This window comes from Nannocystis sp. RBIL2 (genome assembly GCF_026626745.1).
GTDB lineage: Bacteria > Myxococcota_A > Polyangia > Nannocystales > Nannocystaceae > Nannocystis.
Genome location: NZ_JAPNJW010000002.1, coordinates 459,065 through 474,603, shown reverse-complemented (window position 1 = coordinate 474,603; position 15,539 = coordinate 459,065). Strand labels below are relative to the sequence as shown.

The following is a 15,539-nucleotide window of genomic DNA, read 5'->3' as shown; positions in this document are numbered from 1 at the left end:
CGACGCGTGCGGGAGCCTACGCTCGTCCTGCGCGGGCGGCGTCGCGGCGTGCAGTCCGCGAGCTGCGCCGGCCGAGCGTGCGAGCGCCGTCGCTGACGTAACGCACCGCGGACACGCACACGACGCGACACATCGGCGGGCGCCATCACCGGCTCGCTCACGGCGCTGACGAAGCGCGCCACAAACATGCGCGGCGCGACGCGTCGGCGGGCGCCACCACCGGCTCGCTCACGGCGCTGACGAAGCGCGCCACAAACATGCACGCGGCGCGACACGTCGGCGGGCGCCATCACCGGATCGCTCACGACGCATCTTCGACCGCCTCGAGTCGCGTTCACCCGAACAGGCCGGCGCGCGTCACGATCGTGAGCCGCGCGAAGCTGGCGAACGACGCGTCGGCGCGGTGCAGCGGTCCGGCGGTCGCGCGCGACGAGTATGTCCTCATCGACACGTCCTGAAGAGCCTGTCCTCTCGAACATGTCCGATAGATCCTTGCTCGAAGCGCATGTCCTATCGAACATGCGCCTCCGCCGGTCGCGAGCCTGCCGCTATCCGCGGCGCCGTCGCAGGCGGCGCACGAGCCCGGCCGGCAGCCGCCACAGTTGCGCGCCGCCCGGGTACTTGCCCGCGCGGGCGATCGCGGCGAACACCACGAAGCCCAGCGCGATCACCACCCCCAGCGCTCCGGCGCCGATCAGCGCGCGCAGGAGGCGGGGCAGGGCGGCGAGCGGCCCCGCGAGCACGTGCGCGAGGCCGGTCCAGGCCGCCCACACGACCGCGCCGAGGCCGGCGTTGGCGGCCGCGAGCACCGCGAACTCGCGCCAGCGACCGGGGCGGGCCAGGCCGCCGATCTCGCGGCGATAGAACGCCCGCAGCAGGGTCAGGTTGACGAGCGCGCCGAGGGATGTCCCGAGGGCCAGGCCGGGCGCGCCGAGGCGCTCGTAGGTCAGCGCGTTGAAGCCGATGTTGACGGTCACCGACGCGACCGACGCGATCAGCGGCACTCGCGGGCGGTCGATCGAGTAGAACGCCGGCGCCACGATCTTGACCATGCTGTACGGCGCGAGCCCGAGCGCGTAGGCCTGCAGGATCACCGCCACCGCCGCCGACTCGGCCGCGCCGAAGCGGCCGCCCTCGTAGATCAGCGACACGATCGGGTGGGCCAGCAGCACCAGGCCGACGGTGCTCGCCGAGGTCAGCAGCCAGGCCGCCGACAGGCCCTCGCCGGTGCGCGCGATCAGGGCCGAGCGGTCGCCGCGGGCCGCCTCCTCCGACACCTGCGTGGCAGTCACCGTCGCCAGCGCCACCCCGAACACGCCGATCGGCAAAAAGAAGATCCGGAACGCGTACTCGATCTGCGCCACCGCGCCGTCGCCCAGGCTGGCGGCGAAGCGGGTGTTGACGAACACGTTGAGCTGCACCGCGGCCACGCCGACGATCGCCGGCAGCATCAGCGAGACGATCCGGCGCACGCCCGGGTGGTGCACGAGGCCGCGCAGCTGCGGTCGCACGCGGTAGCCGAGGCGGCGCAGGTAAGGCAGGAGCACGACCGCCTGGGCGACGCTGGCGAGCAGCGTGCCGACGCTCCACGCCATCACCGCGGCCTGGCCGCCGAGCCCTGCGAGCCACATCCCGAGGCCGGCGGCGATGCTGACGAGGTTGAACAGCACCGGCGCCAGGGCGAACGGCAGGAAGTTGCGCTGGGCGTTCAGGATCCCGCCCCACACCGCGCCGACGCTCACGAGCGCGAGGATCGGCATCATCACGCGCGTCAGCGCGGCGGTCTCGGCGATCTTCTCCGCGCTCCAGCCCGACGTGATGGCGACCACGAGCGGCTCGGCGAACACCACCCCGAGCAGCGTCAGCGTCCCGGTGACGAGCAGGATCCCGGCCAGGGCGAGGTTGGCGAGCTGGTACGCGCGCTCACGATCCTCCTGCACCAGGGACGCGGTGAAGGTGGGGACGAACGCGCTCGACAGGGCGCCCTCGGCGAGCAGGTCGCGCAGGAGGTTGGGGATCCGGAACGCCACCGAAAACGTGTCCGCGAGCGCTCCGGCGCCGATGAGGCGCGACTGCAGCGACATGCGCACGAGCCCGAGGACGCGCGACGCGGCGACCGCGGCGCTGATCGAACCGGACGACTGGAGGGCGGATGGCACGTGGCGCGGCAGTAGAACACGCGGCGGCGCCGTGCGATAGTCCCGGCCCCGTGCTCCTCGCGCTCATCAAGACGCTCCGGCCGCGTCAGTGGATCAAGAACCTCTTCGTCGCCGTGCCGCTGATGTACGGCCAGCGGCTCACCGATCCCACGAGCTTGCTCGTCACCGCCGGCGCCGTCGCGCTGTTCTGCCTGATCTCCGGCTGCGTCTACATCCTCAACGACCTCGTCGACGTCGAGAAGGACCGCGCCCACCCGAAGAAGCGCAACCGGCCGATCCCCTCCGGCAAGCTGCCCGAGGCCGTCGCGCGCCGCTTCGCCGTGATCTGCGTGCCGGTCTGCCTCGCGCTCGGCTACTGGCTGCAGCCGCTCTACGCCGCCGCGCTCGGCGGCTACTTCCTGCTCAACCTGGCCTACAGCTTCAAGCTCAAGCAGATCGCCTACGTCGACGTGCTGTCGATCGCCGCCGGGTTCATCCTGCGCGTGCTGGCCGGGGCGCTCGCGCTGCAGATCCCGGCCTCGCCGTGGCTCCTGGCCTGCACTGGCCTTTTGGCCATGTTCCTCGGGTTCGGCAAGCGGGCCCACGAGCTCGCCGGCGCCGAGGATCCGCAGAAGCAGCGCGCCGCGCTGGCCGCCTACGACCTCGTCACCCTGCGCATCATCCTCTACGCGCTGGGCTTCGCCACCGTCGGCCTCTACGTCGCCTACACCCTCAGCGAGCACGTGCTCGAGATCTTCGGCACCAACCGCCTGGCCTACACGGCGGTGTTCGGCGTGGTGGGCATCGCCCGCTTCATCTACCTCTCGACCACCCGGCGCGAGGCCGAGTCGCCGACCGAGGAGATGCTGAAGGACCCGCTGTTCATGATCAACTTCGTCGTCTGGATCTTGCTGACCGCCGCGATCCTGTACGGGTGGATCTGAGGCTCGCGTGCTGACGGTCATCCAGCGGGTCTCGCGGGCGGCGGTGCGGGTCGACGGCGAGGTCGTCGGGGCCGTCGAGCTCGGCGCCATGCTGCTCGTCGCGGTCGAGCGCGGCGACCTCGAGGCCGACGCAGTCGCCACCGCCAAGAAGATCGCCTCGCTGCGGTTCTTCCCCGGCGCCACGCCGATGGACCGCACCCTCGCCGAGGTCGGCGGCGGCGTCCTCGTCATCTCGCAGTTCACCCTGGCCGGCACCCTGCGCAAGGGGCGGCGGCCCAGCTTCGACGGCGCCGAGCTGCCCGAGCGCGCCCGCGCGCTCTACGAGGCGGTGGCCGAGGCGTTGCGGGCCGAGGGCCTCACGGTGGCCACCGGGCGCTTCGCCGCGCACATGGAGGTCGAGCTCGTCAACGACGGCCCGGTCACCTTCCTGCTGCGCAGCGTCGCCGGCCAGGTCCAGTGAGCCCGTCGCTGGCGCGACCGCCCGCGGGGCGCTAACGTCGCCGCGTATGCGCACCGCCCTGTTCGTGCTCGTCGCTCTCGCCTCCTCGGCCTGCGCTTCGATGAGGGTCGGCGAGAGCCGCCGCAACGTCACGGCCTTCTGCGTCGGCGCCGACGGCAGCGCCTACGCCATCGCCACCCAGGTCAGCACCGGTGACCGCAAGAGCGACCGCGTGTGCCGCCGCGCCGTCGCCGGCATGGAGCACGACCCACGCACGGACCTGCCGTGCCGCATGATGGAGTTCACCGTCGTGCGCGACAAGTGAGGCCGGCCGCGGCGCGCTGCAGCGTCATGCTCGTTCGGACATGTCCTAAAGAGCATGCTTGTAAGAGCATGTCCGCTCGAACATGCCCGATCGCACAGGTCTTCAAAGCCAGCGCACGAACAGGAACGCCCCCAGCACCGCGGGCGGGGCCAGCAACGCGCCCTCGAGCCCGCGCAGGCGACCGGTGCGCTCGGGCGCGGGCAGGGGCAGGGCGGCCAGCAGGGCCGCGTTGCGCCGGCGCTCGCGCGCCAGCACCTGCAGCGGGCTCAACCACAGGGCCGCCAGCGCGCACCACAGGGCGATCCGCGGCGCGTCGGGCGGCAGATCGCGGACCACCAGCCAGCCGCTGACCAGCAGCAGCGCCGCCAGGCGCACGCGCAGCAGCGGACAGAGGCGCAGCAGCTGCGTCGTGCCGAGCTGCAGCACCGGGTTGTGCATGTGCGCGACGAAGGCCGGCCGCGGCGCCGGAGCGCCGGTCCCGGCCAGGCGCCGCGTCGCCTCGCTGAGCCACGGCACCGCCTCCCACAGCCCCGCCGCGTACAGCCGACCGGCCGTGAGTCGCACGACCCCTGCGGCCAGCATCGGCGCCGCCAGCAGCGTCCAGTGCTGCGAGCTCGCCGCCCCGCGCTCGGCCAGGCGGGCCAGGGTCAGCTGCCCCGGCATCGCCACCAGCGTCGCCAGCCCGATCCCGAGCGCCGGCGCGTACAGGTGGACCGCCGCCTCCTCGGCCGTCCAGCCCCCCGCGCCGAATTGCTGCGCCTCCGCGACCCAGTGCCCCGCCGGGAAGCGCCGCCCGGCATAGGCCGACACACCGGCGATGCCCGGCTCGATGAGGATCGCCGCCAGCGCCAGCCACAGGAAGTCGGCGATCAGCCACCCGCAGCGCGCGACGTCCGGCAGCGTCGCCGCCGCGATCGCGCCGACGCCGGCGACGATGGTCAGCGCCAGGCCGCGGCGATGCGCCGGACCGGCCGAGCGGAAGTGACGCGCCGGCTCGATCGGCAGCGGCAGCAGGCGCTCGCGCTCGGGCGCGTGCAGGTAGCCGCCGAGCCGCGCGTGCAGCCCGGCCAGCAGCACGAACGGGCCGCCGGCGAACACCAGCCCGCGCTGCGCCGCCAGCTCGGGTTCGTTGGCCAGCGCGATCGACCACGCCGCCGCCAGCACCAGCGGGGCGACCCACGCGCTCGGCCAGGTCGCGGGCCAGCGGGGCAGGGGAGGCGTGCGCACGCGCCGACCATACCCGCACCGCGAGCATCACGCCACGAGCCGGCGCGCGAGCGCAGTCCGTCGCGCTCGGTTCATCGCGCTCGCGGCGATGCGCCGCGGACTCGTCGAGCAGTTCTTCGCGCCGTCGATCATGAACAGCGCGACGTCGATGACCGCGACCAGACACCGCGCTTCGCTGGAGCTAGCGAACAGCGCGACGCCCGTGACCCAGCGGCGCGAACCTTCGCAGATGGCGCTCCGCTCGAAGTCGGTGACCGCGGCGAAGCCGATCAGTTCTTCGCGCTGTAGATCGTGAACAGCTCGACGTCGGTGACCGCGACCAGGCGGTACGCGTGTTCGCCCTCGGCGATGGCCACTGGCGTCGCCGGCAGCAGCTCCACGCGATCGACGTTGTCCTCGGCGCGGGTCTCGAGCAGGGCGCGGCCGCCTGTCAACATCACCGTCATGTCACGGCGGCCCTTCGTCGAGATCGCCACCACCTCGCCGGCCCGGACGCGCAGCACCTTGGCCGTGTAGCCCTGGCCCTGGGCCCACACGAATTCGCCGCCGAAGCTGCGGCGCTCGAACGGTGGACCGTAATCGTCGTCACCGGGGTCGACGGCGGTCTCGTCCAGAACGGCCTCTGGTTCCTCCGAACCTGCGCGATCCCTCTGCTCCATCGCCGCGATGATAGCGCGGAGCCTCGCAGCAAGCGAGGGGGGAGGGGGACCCACGTCGAGCGCGGGGCGAATCACTGCCCACGAGCGGCTTCCCATGGCATCGTCGGGGTAGCGATCGCTGCACCGACGAACCACGTGCGCGGCCTGAATCAGTTGCGCTTGTCGGTCGCAGGTGGCGCCGCGGGCGTCGACGGTTTTTTGTCGGCCGGCTTGGGATCCTTCGCGCTCTCGGCCGGCTTGTCGGCGGGCTGCTTCGCCTCGCTCGGCTTCGCCTCGGTCTTGCCTGCGTCGGCCGGCTTGTTCGGCTTCGCCTCGGTCTTGCCTGCGTCGGCCGGCTTGTCGCCGCTCTTCGGCTGCTTCGCGTTCGTGTCGGTCTTGCCTGCGTCGGCCGGCTTGTCGTCCTTCGACTTCTTCGCCTCGGTCTTCTCCGGCTTCGCGTCGGCCTTCTTGCCCTTGCCGCCCTTCTTGTCGGCCTCGGCGGCGGCTTCGGGCTTGGCCTCCTCGGCCTTGGGCGCGTCGACGAAATCTTCGCTGCCGAGCTCGCGGTCGGCCTTGCGGCGGCGATCGAGCGCCAGCTTCGCGCGGCGAGCGACGTCCTGATCCCACGCGTCGACGTTGCCGTCGCCGTCGGTGTCGTAGCCGACGCGGTCGATGTTGCCTTGCACGAAGAACGTGAACACGTCGGGCTTGCCGTCGCGGTCGCGGTCGGCGTCGATGCGGACCAGGCGGCCCTTGTCGTAGCGGCGCCAGGCGTCGACGTAGCCGTCGTGGTCGGTGTCCTGCTCGTCGAGAGTCGGCTTGCCGTCTTCGTGATGGCGTCCGAGATCGATGCGGCCGTCGAAGTCCTGGTCGTATTGCTCACGGACCAGCTCGCCGGTCTCGTCGAAGTGGAGGAACGCGTCGAGGCGGCCGTCGAAGTTGAGGTCGGCCTGCTGGCAGCGGGTGCGGCCCTCGTCGGGCGCGCGGCCGCCGATCAGGGTGACGATGTCCGCGCGGCCGTCGTAGTTCGAGTCCTGCTGCTGCACGCGCTTGCCGGCCGCGTCGCAGTGCTGGCCGTCGATCGCCAGCGGGATCAGCGCGACCTGGCGCACTGGCAGGATCGGCTCGATCTTGTGCGGCGGCTCGTTGTCGGGGGTGGACTCGGCGGTGGGGGCGGCGGTGGCCTTGGCCTTGCCCGCGCAGCCGGCGAGCCCGAGGACGAGGACCAGCGCGGCCGGGCGAGCGAGGAAGGGGATCACCGGACACACTTTAGGGGACGGCGGGCGCCTCTCGCAAGCCGAGGGCAAATGTGACCCCGCCCGCGGCGCCGGCGCAGGCGCGCCGGCGCGTCTTGTGCTACTAGCCGCGGCTGACGATCGTCGCGGCCGACCACGGTTTCCTTGCGCCGCACCAGGGCGCTTCGCGCCGCACCCGAATTTCACGGCCCCCGCGACCGGGCCGCCCCCGGTTTCGCTCCACGACGTCCGCGCCGCACCCCGCTCACCGCTCCGCCACCTGACATGAGCAAGTCCGTTCCACGTATGGTCGATCCGACCGCTCCCGAGCGGCCCACGATCCGCAGCTTCTGCATCATCGCCCACATCGATCACGGCAAGAGCACGCTCGCCGATCGATTGATGGAGGCCACCGGTCTCCTGACCGAGCGCGACAAGACGGCGCAGTACCTCGATCGCATGGACATCGAGCGCGAGCGCGGCATCACGATCAAGGCCCAGGCCGTGCGCATGTCGTACAAGTACGACGGCGTCACGTACGCGCTGAACCTGATCGACACGCCCGGGCACGTCGACTTCGGCTACGAGGTCTCGCGCAGCCTGGCCGCCTGCGAGGGCGCGCTGCTGGTCGTCGACGCCACCCAGGGCGTCGAGGCGCAGACGCTGGCCAACGTCTACATGGCGCTCGACGCCAACCTCGAGATCATCCCGGTGATCAACAAGATCGACCTGCCGAGCGCCGACGTCGAGGGCGTGAAGAAGCAGATCGAGGAGGCGGTCGGGCTCGACGCCAGCGACGCGCTGCTGGTCTCGGCCAAGACCGGCCTCGGCGTGCCGGACCTGCTCGAGGCGATCATCCTCCGGATCCCCCCGCCGCACGGCGACGTCGAGCGGCCGGTGCGGGCGCTCATCATCGACTCGTGGTGGGACAGCTACAAGGGCGTCATCTCGATGGTGCGGGTGTTCTCCGGCCGCCTGCGCGCCGGCGACAAGATCCGCATGATGGCGACCGGCAAGGGCTACGACGTCATCGACGTCGGCGCCTACGCGCCCGAGATCACGAGCATGCCCGAGCTATCGGCGGGCGAGGTCGGCTACCTCGTCGCCAACGTCAAGGAGGTCGTCGACTCCAAGGTCGGCGACACCGTGGCCGCCGCCGACGACCCCAAGGCCGAGCCGCTGCCCGGCTTCAAGGTCGTGCAGCCGATGGTGTTCGCCGGCGTGTTCCCGACCGACAACGCCGACTACTCCGAGCTGCGCGACGCGCTGGCCAAGCTCACCCTCAACGACGCCAGCGTCACCTGGGAGCCCGAGACGTCGGTCGCCCTGGGCTTCGGCTTCCGCCTCGGCTTCCTCGGCCTGTTGCACATGGAGATCATCCAGGAGCGGCTCGAGCGCGAGTACGACCTCGACATCATCACCACCGCGCCGAGCGTGAAGTACAACGTGTACCTCAAGGACGGCACCGAGTCGGTGATCGACAACCCGGCCAAGATGCCGGACATCGGCGACTACGAGGCGATCGAAGAGCCGATGATCACCGCGCGGATCCAGCTGCCGGAGGAGTACCTCGGCGCGATCATCAAGCTGTGCCAGGACCGCCGCGGGATCCAGCTCGACATCAAGTACCAGACGTCGAAGCGCGTCCAGCTGACCTACGAGATGCCGCTCGCCGAGGTCGTGTTCGGCTTCTACGACCAGCTCAAGAGCCTGTCGCGCGGCTACGCCAGCCTCGACTACGAGCAGGGCGAGTACCGCCGCGCGGAGCTGGTGCGCGTCGACCTGCTGGTCAACGGCGAGCGCGTCGACGCGCTCTCGCTCATCAGCCACCGCGACAACGCCTACAACCGCGGCCGCGACCTTTGCATCAAGATGAAGGACGAGATCCCGCAGCAGCAGTTCGAGGTCGCCATCCAGGCCGCGATCGGCAGCCGCGTCATCGCCCGGACCACAGTCAAGGCGCTGCGCAAGAACGTGCTCGCCAAGTGCTACGGCGGCGACATTTCCCGCAAGCGCAAGCTGCTGGAGAAGCAGAAGCGCGGCAAGCGGCGTCTAAAGGCGGTCGGGAACGTTGAAATCCCGCAAGGTGCCTTCCACGCGATCCTGAAGCTAGACTAGAGAGTCTCCGTGACCACGCCGCAGCAAGCGCAGGAGCCGCGCCCGGCCAAGCCCGAGGGGCGCCGCTCGACGGGCAGCGTCAAGGCCGCCGCCGGAATGTTGGTCAAGGAGGCCAACCGGATCCTCAAGAAGTACGCCGGCCGGATCGCCCCCGAGCCCGCGCAGGCGATCCGCGACAGCGCCGACGCGCTGGCCCGCTACCGCGAGGCCAAGCAGTGGGACCGCGCCGAGGACGAGGCCGAGCGGCTCGACGAGCTGCTGCACCAACACGCCAGCTTCGCCCGCAAGAGCCCGCTGCGCGAGACGATCGAGAACGTCGGCGTGGCAGTCCTGGTGGCCCTCGGCCTGCGCTCGTGCCTCTACGAGCCGTTCAAGATCCCGAGCGGCAGCATGATGCCGACGCTCGTCGCCGGCGATCACATCTTCGTCAACAAGTTCATCTACGGCATCCAGATCCCGTTCACGACCACGGTCGTCGGCGAGCGCTGGGGCCACATCGCGCGCGGCGACGTCGTCGTCTTCCGCTACCCGATCGACGAGTCCGAGGACTTCATCAAGCGCGTCATCGGCCTGCCCGGCGACACCATCCGCGTCGACGGCAACAAGGTCAGCATCCGCCGCGACGGCGACGCCGAGTTCGAGGAGCTGAGGCGCACCAAGCTGCCCGAGAAGTGCCGCGACGATAGCGGCACGCAGCAGGTCCCGCACTGCGAGCTGTTCGAGGAGACGGTCGACGGCCACACCTACGTGGTCCGCTACAAGACCAACCTCGATCCGCGCGCCGGAGCCCGCAGGGTGGGGGAGTGGACCGTGCCCGAGGGCCACTTGCTGGTCATGGGCGACAACCGCAACGAGAGCCACGACAGCCTGGCCTGGACCCGCCAGGTCGAGGCCGTCGCGGCCGACGGCCTGCTCAGCGTCAAGGACCTGCGCGACCTGACCGACGAGAAGCTGTTCTCGCTGACGCGACCCGACGACGTGTCGGCCCGCGGCGACGCCAGCTTCGATCACATCCTCTACATCGCCGACCACGCCAGCGACGCGCACGGCCTCGAGCTCGAGATCTGGCGCGAGCCGGTGCTCGGCGGCGAGGCGGTGTACCGCGCGCTGACGGCAGGCGAGGGGACCGAGGCGAGCTTTGCGTCCCTCATCGAGGGCGACGAGCGGATCGGCAGCAAGGGCAACACCAAGCTGCGCGAGCGCCTGCAGCGGATCGGCGGCGACGTCGTCACGCTCACGCTCAAGTCCGGCGACATCGCCCAGGACGTGGTGTTCCGCCTGAACGCCGCCGACGCGGTGATGCGCCTGCGCTGCGGCAACGCCATCTGCCGCTCGCCGGGCCGCGTGGCCGAGAAGGTCGCCGAGGTGGTCGAGCGCTGGAACCGCGACCGCAGCCAGGACGCGCGCCAGATCCTCGACGGCGACAACACCGCCCGTTACTCGCAGCACTGGACCAGCCGCAGCGCGACCGCCGAGACCTTCATCGAGCGCCGCTACAGCAAGACCGGCGCCGAGCCGGCGACCCCGGCCGGGCTGGTCCGCCTGCGCGCGTGGCGGGCCCCCGACGAGGGCGTCGATCTGGTCCGCGATGCTGCTCTGGCGTCCGTCAGCAGCTCGCGCACGCTCGCGCGCCAGGCCGTCAACGAGGCCGGCGACGACGGCTGGCTGGTCGAGGACGAGCACAAGTTCACGTACGTGCGCGCCGATGCCAAGGGCCAGGTCGCGTTCAGCCTCGAGTGCGGCCGTCAACGCTGCGCCAGCGACCGCGAGCTGCTGGCGCTGGTCCGCAGCACCGAAGGACATGTCCCTTCGGTCATCAAGGACCGCACGCGCTTGCCCGAGCTGCTGCCGCCCGGCGACATCCCCGGCTACAAGGAGATGCCGATCAGCCCGGTCGCCGAGCGCTACGAGTACGACCGGATCCGCCTCGACGCGACGGTCCGCGACGTGGCCTACAGCCTCGGCGTGTGGGTGTGGCTGCGGCCGACCGAGGGCCTGGCCGAGAAGCTGGCCGCGCTGCAAGCCGAGATCCCGAACGCCCGCGTCGACGACAGCGTGGCCAGCGGCGCCGTCGTCGGCGACGCCGCCTCGGGCAACGGCACGCAATACGCATTCGCGGTGCCGGCGACCGAGGTGGTGATCCGCATGCAGTGCAGCGCGGGCCTGTGCCCGACGCCCGAGGTGGCCCGCGAACTGGCCAAGCGCGCGTATCAGAAGGCCCACGACGCCAGCAACTTCGTCGACCCGGCGGCCGAACGCCCGCAGCCGTACGTACCGCGCGGCAACGTCAAGGGCCGCGCAGAGCGGATCTGGCTGCCGCTGAGCCGCTTCTGGCTGCCGATCCGCTGAGCGCACGACGGCGTCGATCGGCTTGTTTTTACAAAAACAGGACGACGGTAGCGCCGTACGACCAGGAGCTCGCCGCCGCGGCGCGTCGGAACCGAGCTGGCGAGCCGGCGGGAATTACTGGCAGATTCGGCGCGAGAGCGGGAGCGTTTCCGTTAGTGAGCTCGAGATCATAGCGATTTGCTGTCCGCGCTCGACGAACGCGGCGCGCTTCATCAATCACCGGATGTCATCATCCATCGAGCAGGAGCTCGGGTTGATTTTGTATTGGCTCAGCGTGAACGGGACAGAGGGTGGGTTGACGAACGGAGACGCTGAGGGTGAAGTGGAGGGTCGAGAGAAGTTACGCCTTCACAGCGCGATCGGCTACGTCAGCCCGCGCGACAAACTCCTCGGACGCGAGACCGAGATCTGGGCCGGCCGCGATCGCAAGCTAGAGGCAGCCCGAGAGCTCCGACGCAAGCGCCGAGAATTGGCCGTCGGGCGTGACGGCGTGGATGGTGTTCTTGTCGAGGGTCCGGTGATACCGCTCGATCTTGCCGTTGGCCTGGGGGGTAGTTCACCGAGGTCCGGACGTGGGTCAGGCCGGCGAGGTCGATGAAGCGGCGGAAGTCGCCGGCGATGAACTGCGAGCCGTTGTCGGAGATGACCCGCGGGTGAGCGCCCGGGTGGACCTCGAGGGCGCGCTGGAGGATGAGCTCGACGTCGGCCTCGGTCATGCGATCGAGGAACTCCCAGTGCACGACGTATCGGCTGTAGCCGTCGAGGACGGAGCACAGGTAGTAGTAGACGCGGGCGATGGTGATGACGGCGATGTCGATGTGCCAGTGCACGTGCGGGCCGAGGGGCTGGACGAAGCCGGTGCCCTTCTTGCTCGGCTTCGGTCGATGACGATCGAGGCGACCGGCCGCCCGCAGGACGCGGTAGGCGGTCGCAGGGCTGACGGCGACGACGTCGTCGTCGAGCATCATGAAGGTCAGCCGCCGATAGCCCTCGAGCGGGTGCGTGTCGAAATAGTCGACGATCGCCTGACGCTCCCAGGGCTCGATCCAGTGGTCGCGCGGGGTCTTGCCATTGTGCTCGTTGAGCTTGCCGTATCGGCGGCGCCACTCGTAGAACTTGGCGCGGGCGATGCCCAGCCACTTCACGAACTTCACGAGTGGCACCTCTGTCTTTTCGGACAGCCTGTGCACGAAGTCGACGACCGACATGCTGTGAGGCCCCCCTGGCTGCCCGTTCTCTTTAACTTAACATAATATATATTATCGGCAAAATGGAGTTCAGCCGGGGTCCGCGAGTCACGCAGATCGGCCCCTGTGTGGTTGTTCAGCGAGATCGGTACGGCCGATCTCTATGAGCCGCGCCCCTGCTGAACCACGGTCGCGCGCGCCAGGTGGGTCTGCAGCACGTGCGCAACCGCCTCGAGCGGAACCTGTCCTTCGAGGAAGTCGCCGACGACCGCGGCCGTGTGGGTGACCGGGAGGACCTGCGCCACCGACACGTCGTGACCGCGCTTCTGCGCAACCATCGACTGCATCCAGCCCGTCGCCAGGACAGCCACCGGACCCTGTGCGACGGCCTGCAGGAGCTCCTTGGTGGCGGTGATGGTGTCGCGCCAGGTCTGGGGCCGCAGGCTCGCGCGCATCGCCGCCTGCAACTGCGTCGACACCCCGATCATGGTGATCGACTCCTGCGCGAGCTCGTGCAGCTTCTTCACCTGCTCCTTGTCGAGCCTGTGCAGCTCTTCGACCTGCGCGAGGACGTGGCGCATCTCCTTGTCCTGCAGGTCTTGGGCGTGCCCCTGCGTCGTCTTCGTTGCCTGCTCGAGCGCGGTCTGTACCTTGGCGTGCCGAGCCTGTGCTTCCGCGATCTCCTTCATCAGGAGCTCGAGGAATCGCGTTGCGGCGCTCGTCTGCGACTCCAGCTGCCGCAGGTTCGTGCGTTGCTCCTCGACCTGCTGACGCAGCCCGACGACTTCGACGTCTTGTAGCGGCGTCGCGCTGCTCGCGTGCGGGAGGTCCGCGCCCAGGTCGTCGAAGGTGTCGGTCACCTCCGCGCCGTCTACGAACACGCGCAGGCGCGCCGACCGGTCGTGAACCTCGAGCGACTGCCGCGCGAGCGCGGGCGGCGTCGGCGCGATCAACACGCTCAACATCGGCCGTCCCTGCACCCCGAGCTCGCGCGCGAGACGGCTGGGCGGGCCTCGCTGCACCTGCGTCACCACCAGGCGGCTGAAGGTTCGCGGCGCGTCCGAACTCCCAGAGAAAGATCCGGTTTCATCGGAACCATTATCCGCTCGCAGGTCATCGTCCAGCGCCACATTTTGCAGCATCGCATATTGGGGGATTTTCTTCAATTCGATCCGGATCAATTCAGTTATTATCACCTCTATTGTGACGCTCGATGAAGCGCGCCAGATTTTGGGCGTAAGCGCCTGCGCGGGCCGCGACGAGGTCAAACGGGCGCATCGCCGCCTGGCGCTCGCTTTTCACCCCGATCACCACAAGAGTTCGACGCAATTCGACGAGTTCCAGAAGCAGATAAACGTCGCCCGCGATACGCTGAATCGTGAAATAGACCGTCTCGCTGAATCAGCACACAGCGAGACAGGCACCGCAATGGAGACGCCCGCGCCCCCAGGGCGGGCGGCGGCTCCCCCGCAGGCGCCACGAACACGAGCTCGGCCCCCTGCTCCACCCGGCGTCGACGAGTACCGGGAAATCAGCTTCCCGTTCCTGACGATGCTGCGCGGCGGCCGGACGCGCATCAACGTGCCACGACCCGAGGGCACGCAAGAAATGTTCGTCGACGTCCCCCAGGGCGCGGCGGTGGGTGCCCTGCTCCACGTCCTCGGCGGCGGGGGGCGCGGTTCGCCACCCGGGGACTTGTTGCTGCGCATCGTCTCGGTTGAACCAGACCCGGTGTGGCGATATGCACGGCCCGACGAAACGATCGGCCTTCCCCTGCGAGCGAATAATTTCGGGCCCTACAGGGTGAGAGGCCACGGCGTGCGACGCGAGGGGCTCGCAGGGGACCTCCTGGTGTTCCTCGACGTCGTGTGGCCCGAGCGCGGCCACGCAGACCTTGCAGCAGCTCTTTCAAGAATCCAGAGCGCGCCTGGCGACCGATGACCAGCCAGCCCGGCTGCACCGCGCCTCCGCTCGATTGACGGCCTTCGCCGAGTGCGAGGGAGCAGACCTCCAGGGCGTCTCCACGGGCTCACCGCGCCCTCTGCGCAAAAGCATCCATATTCGCGGCCGGCCCGGCGAGACGACGTTTCCGTCGACCCGTGCAGACAGGCGTCGCCCTGTGCTCCACGGGCTAGCGAGCTCATCTAGACTGAGATGTGACAGGAACCACCGACCATGTCCATGCCAAAATCCGCCGCCTTGGTCTCGTCTCTCTTGCTCGTCGACCTCGTCGCCGTGACCCCTGCGTGGGCGGCTGACATTCACTTCGTCGCTGGCCCGACGTTGATCCTGGAAGCCGACGGCGACGAGCTGATCGTCGGCATCTCCGGCACGCTCGACGGGCTAAAGAAGCACGAATTTGTCGAACTCACTTTCTTTTTGTTGGCCACGCATACGGTGATGTGCGCGAATTTCGGCGGGAACGAACCGACCAGCAAGGAGGTACCGAGCGATTTTTCGATCGGATTCCAGCTCTTGTTGGAGAGCGAGACTATCGACGCCCTCTTTGAGATCCCAGACGTGGCGACCGGTGTCTGCCCGAATTCCAATTGGACCGCCACGATCGAGGACATCGACGTCACGCTGGCCGAACTCACGATCACTCAAGGTGATGAGTCGCTCGAATGTTTTCTCGACGAGGATGGAGAGTTCCTCTGCTGACGAGGAGTCCGCCAAGCCAACCCTCCGAGCAAGCCCGGCGAGGGGGACGGTCCCCCTCCTGAAGCAGGCGAGTGACCTCCCTTGGGCGCCGTCGCTGCTAGAGACTCGACGTGGAGCGCCCTCACCAGAGCCGGACGAGCATCCGGGCAGAGGCCGCGGTCGCCGAGGCTGACGCGCCTAGCCTACTTAGGGACAACCCTACCCTCGCGCGCTCCCCGTCCAAAGATTACGGAGAATCGCGCGGGCGTGCTGACCTGCCGTCCGTAGGCCCTCGAACG

General features: G+C 69.5%; 13 protein-coding genes. 7 read left to right on the top strand and 6 right to left on the bottom strand.

Features of this window, described 5'->3' with window-relative positions:
- Nucleotides 1-548: 548 nt before the first annotated feature.
- Nucleotides 549-2,159 carry a murein biosynthesis integral membrane protein MurJ gene (murJ, locus tag OV090_RS27160; protein ID WP_267707529.1) on the bottom strand — a complete coding sequence of 537 codons (1,611 nt, stop codon included), beginning with the start codon at nt 2,157-2,159 and terminating at the stop codon, nt 549-551.
- A 50-nt stretch (nt 2,160-2,209) separates the two neighbouring features.
- Here murJ and OV090_RS27155 point away from each other — a divergent pair, with 50 nt between their 5' ends.
- Genes OV090_RS27155 through OV090_RS27145 form a run of 3 tightly spaced genes read left to right on the top strand, consistent with a single transcriptional unit; the run spans nt 2,210 to nt 3,846 of the window.
- Entirely contained in the window at nt 2,210-3,082 is an 873-nt protein-coding gene (locus OV090_RS27155) for a UbiA prenyltransferase family protein (protein ID WP_267707528.1), read from the top strand.
- 7 nt (nt 3,083-3,089) lie between these two features.
- The gene (gene dtd / locus OV090_RS27150) at nt 3,090-3,542 is read left to right on the top strand and encodes a D-aminoacyl-tRNA deacylase (protein WP_267707527.1); all 453 of its coding nucleotides are present in this window, start codon (nt 3,090-3,092) and stop codon (nt 3,540-3,542) included.
- A gap of 46 nt (nt 3,543-3,588) precedes the next feature.
- Nucleotides 3,589-3,846, top strand: coding sequence for a hypothetical protein (locus OV090_RS27145; protein ID WP_267707526.1), 258 nt, complete (start codon nt 3,589-3,591; stop codon nt 3,844-3,846).
- A gap of 102 nt (nt 3,847-3,948) precedes the next feature.
- Here OV090_RS27145 and OV090_RS27140 read toward each other — a convergent pair whose 3' ends face one another.
- From OV090_RS27140 to OV090_RS27130, 3 genes are all read right to left on the bottom strand, one after another.
- A complete protein-coding gene (locus OV090_RS27140) occupies nt 3,949-5,073 on the bottom strand; it encodes a hypothetical protein (protein ID WP_267707525.1) in 1,125 nt (374 codons plus the stop codon).
- A gap of 269 nt (nt 5,074-5,342) precedes the next feature.
- Complete coding sequence (locus tag OV090_RS27135; protein ID WP_267707524.1) at nt 5,343-5,732, bottom strand: hypothetical protein; 390 nt, start codon at nt 5,730-5,732, stop codon at nt 5,343-5,345.
- 149 nt (nt 5,733-5,881) lie between these two features.
- The gene (locus OV090_RS27130) at nt 5,882-6,970 is read right to left on the bottom strand and encodes a hypothetical protein (protein ID WP_267707523.1); all 1,089 of its coding nucleotides are present in this window, start codon (nt 6,968-6,970) and stop codon (nt 5,882-5,884) included.
- A gap of 282 nt (nt 6,971-7,252) precedes the next feature.
- Here OV090_RS27130 and lepA point away from each other — a divergent pair, with 282 nt between their 5' ends.
- Entirely contained in the window at nt 7,253-9,064 is a 1,812-nt protein-coding gene (gene lepA / locus OV090_RS27125; RefSeq protein WP_267712090.1) for a translation elongation factor 4, read from the top strand.
- Between the two features lie 9 nt (nt 9,065-9,073).
- The gene (gene lepB / locus OV090_RS27120) at nt 9,074-11,413 is read left to right on the top strand and encodes a signal peptidase I (RefSeq protein ID WP_267707522.1); all 2,340 of its coding nucleotides are present in this window, start codon (nt 9,074-9,076) and stop codon (nt 11,411-11,413) included.
- Between the two features lie 368 nt (nt 11,414-11,781).
- Here the strand turns inward: lepB and OV090_RS27115 are convergent, their stop codons facing one another.
- Both OV090_RS27115 and OV090_RS27110 read right to left on the bottom strand, forming a co-directional pair.
- Complete coding sequence (locus OV090_RS27115) at nt 11,782-12,567, bottom strand: DDE-type integrase/transposase/recombinase (RefSeq protein ID WP_267707521.1); 786 nt, start codon at nt 12,565-12,567, stop codon at nt 11,782-11,784.
- A 194-nt stretch (nt 12,568-12,761) separates the two neighbouring features.
- The gene (locus OV090_RS27110; RefSeq protein WP_267707520.1) at nt 12,762-13,781 is read right to left on the bottom strand and encodes a hypothetical protein; all 1,020 of its coding nucleotides are present in this window, start codon (nt 13,779-13,781) and stop codon (nt 12,762-12,764) included.
- 22 nt (nt 13,782-13,803) lie between these two features.
- On the opposite strand from OV090_RS27110, the gene OV090_RS27105 reads away from it, so the two are divergent.
- Together OV090_RS27105 and OV090_RS27100 are read left to right on the top strand one after the other, a co-directional pair.
- Entirely contained in the window at nt 13,804-14,541 is a 738-nt protein-coding gene (locus OV090_RS27105) for a DnaJ domain-containing protein (protein WP_267707519.1), read from the top strand.
- Between the two features lie 234 nt (nt 14,542-14,775).
- Nucleotides 14,776-15,261 (top strand): hypothetical protein, encoded by a 486-nt coding sequence (locus tag OV090_RS27100; protein WP_267707518.1) that lies wholly within the window; start codon nt 14,776-14,778, stop codon nt 15,259-15,261.
- The last annotated feature ends 278 nt before the right edge of the window (nt 15,262-15,539 follow it).

Excerpts from the sequence above, each read along its gene's own strand:
- OV090_RS27145 (WP_267707526.1), top strand. The coding sequence starts at position 3,589 with ATGCGCACCGCCCTGTTCGTGCTCGTCGCTCTCGCCTCCTCGGCCTGC.
- OV090_RS27135 (WP_267707524.1), bottom strand. The coding sequence starts at position 5,732 with ATGGAGCAGAGGGATCGCGCAGGTTCGGAGGAACCAGAGGCCGTTCTG.
- lepA (WP_267712090.1), top strand. The coding sequence starts at position 7,253 with ATGGTCGATCCGACCGCTCCCGAGCGGCCCACGATCCGCAGCTTCTGC.
- OV090_RS27100 (WP_267707518.1), top strand. The coding sequence starts at position 14,776 with ATGTCCATGCCAAAATCCGCCGCCTTGGTCTCGTCTCTCTTGCTCGTC.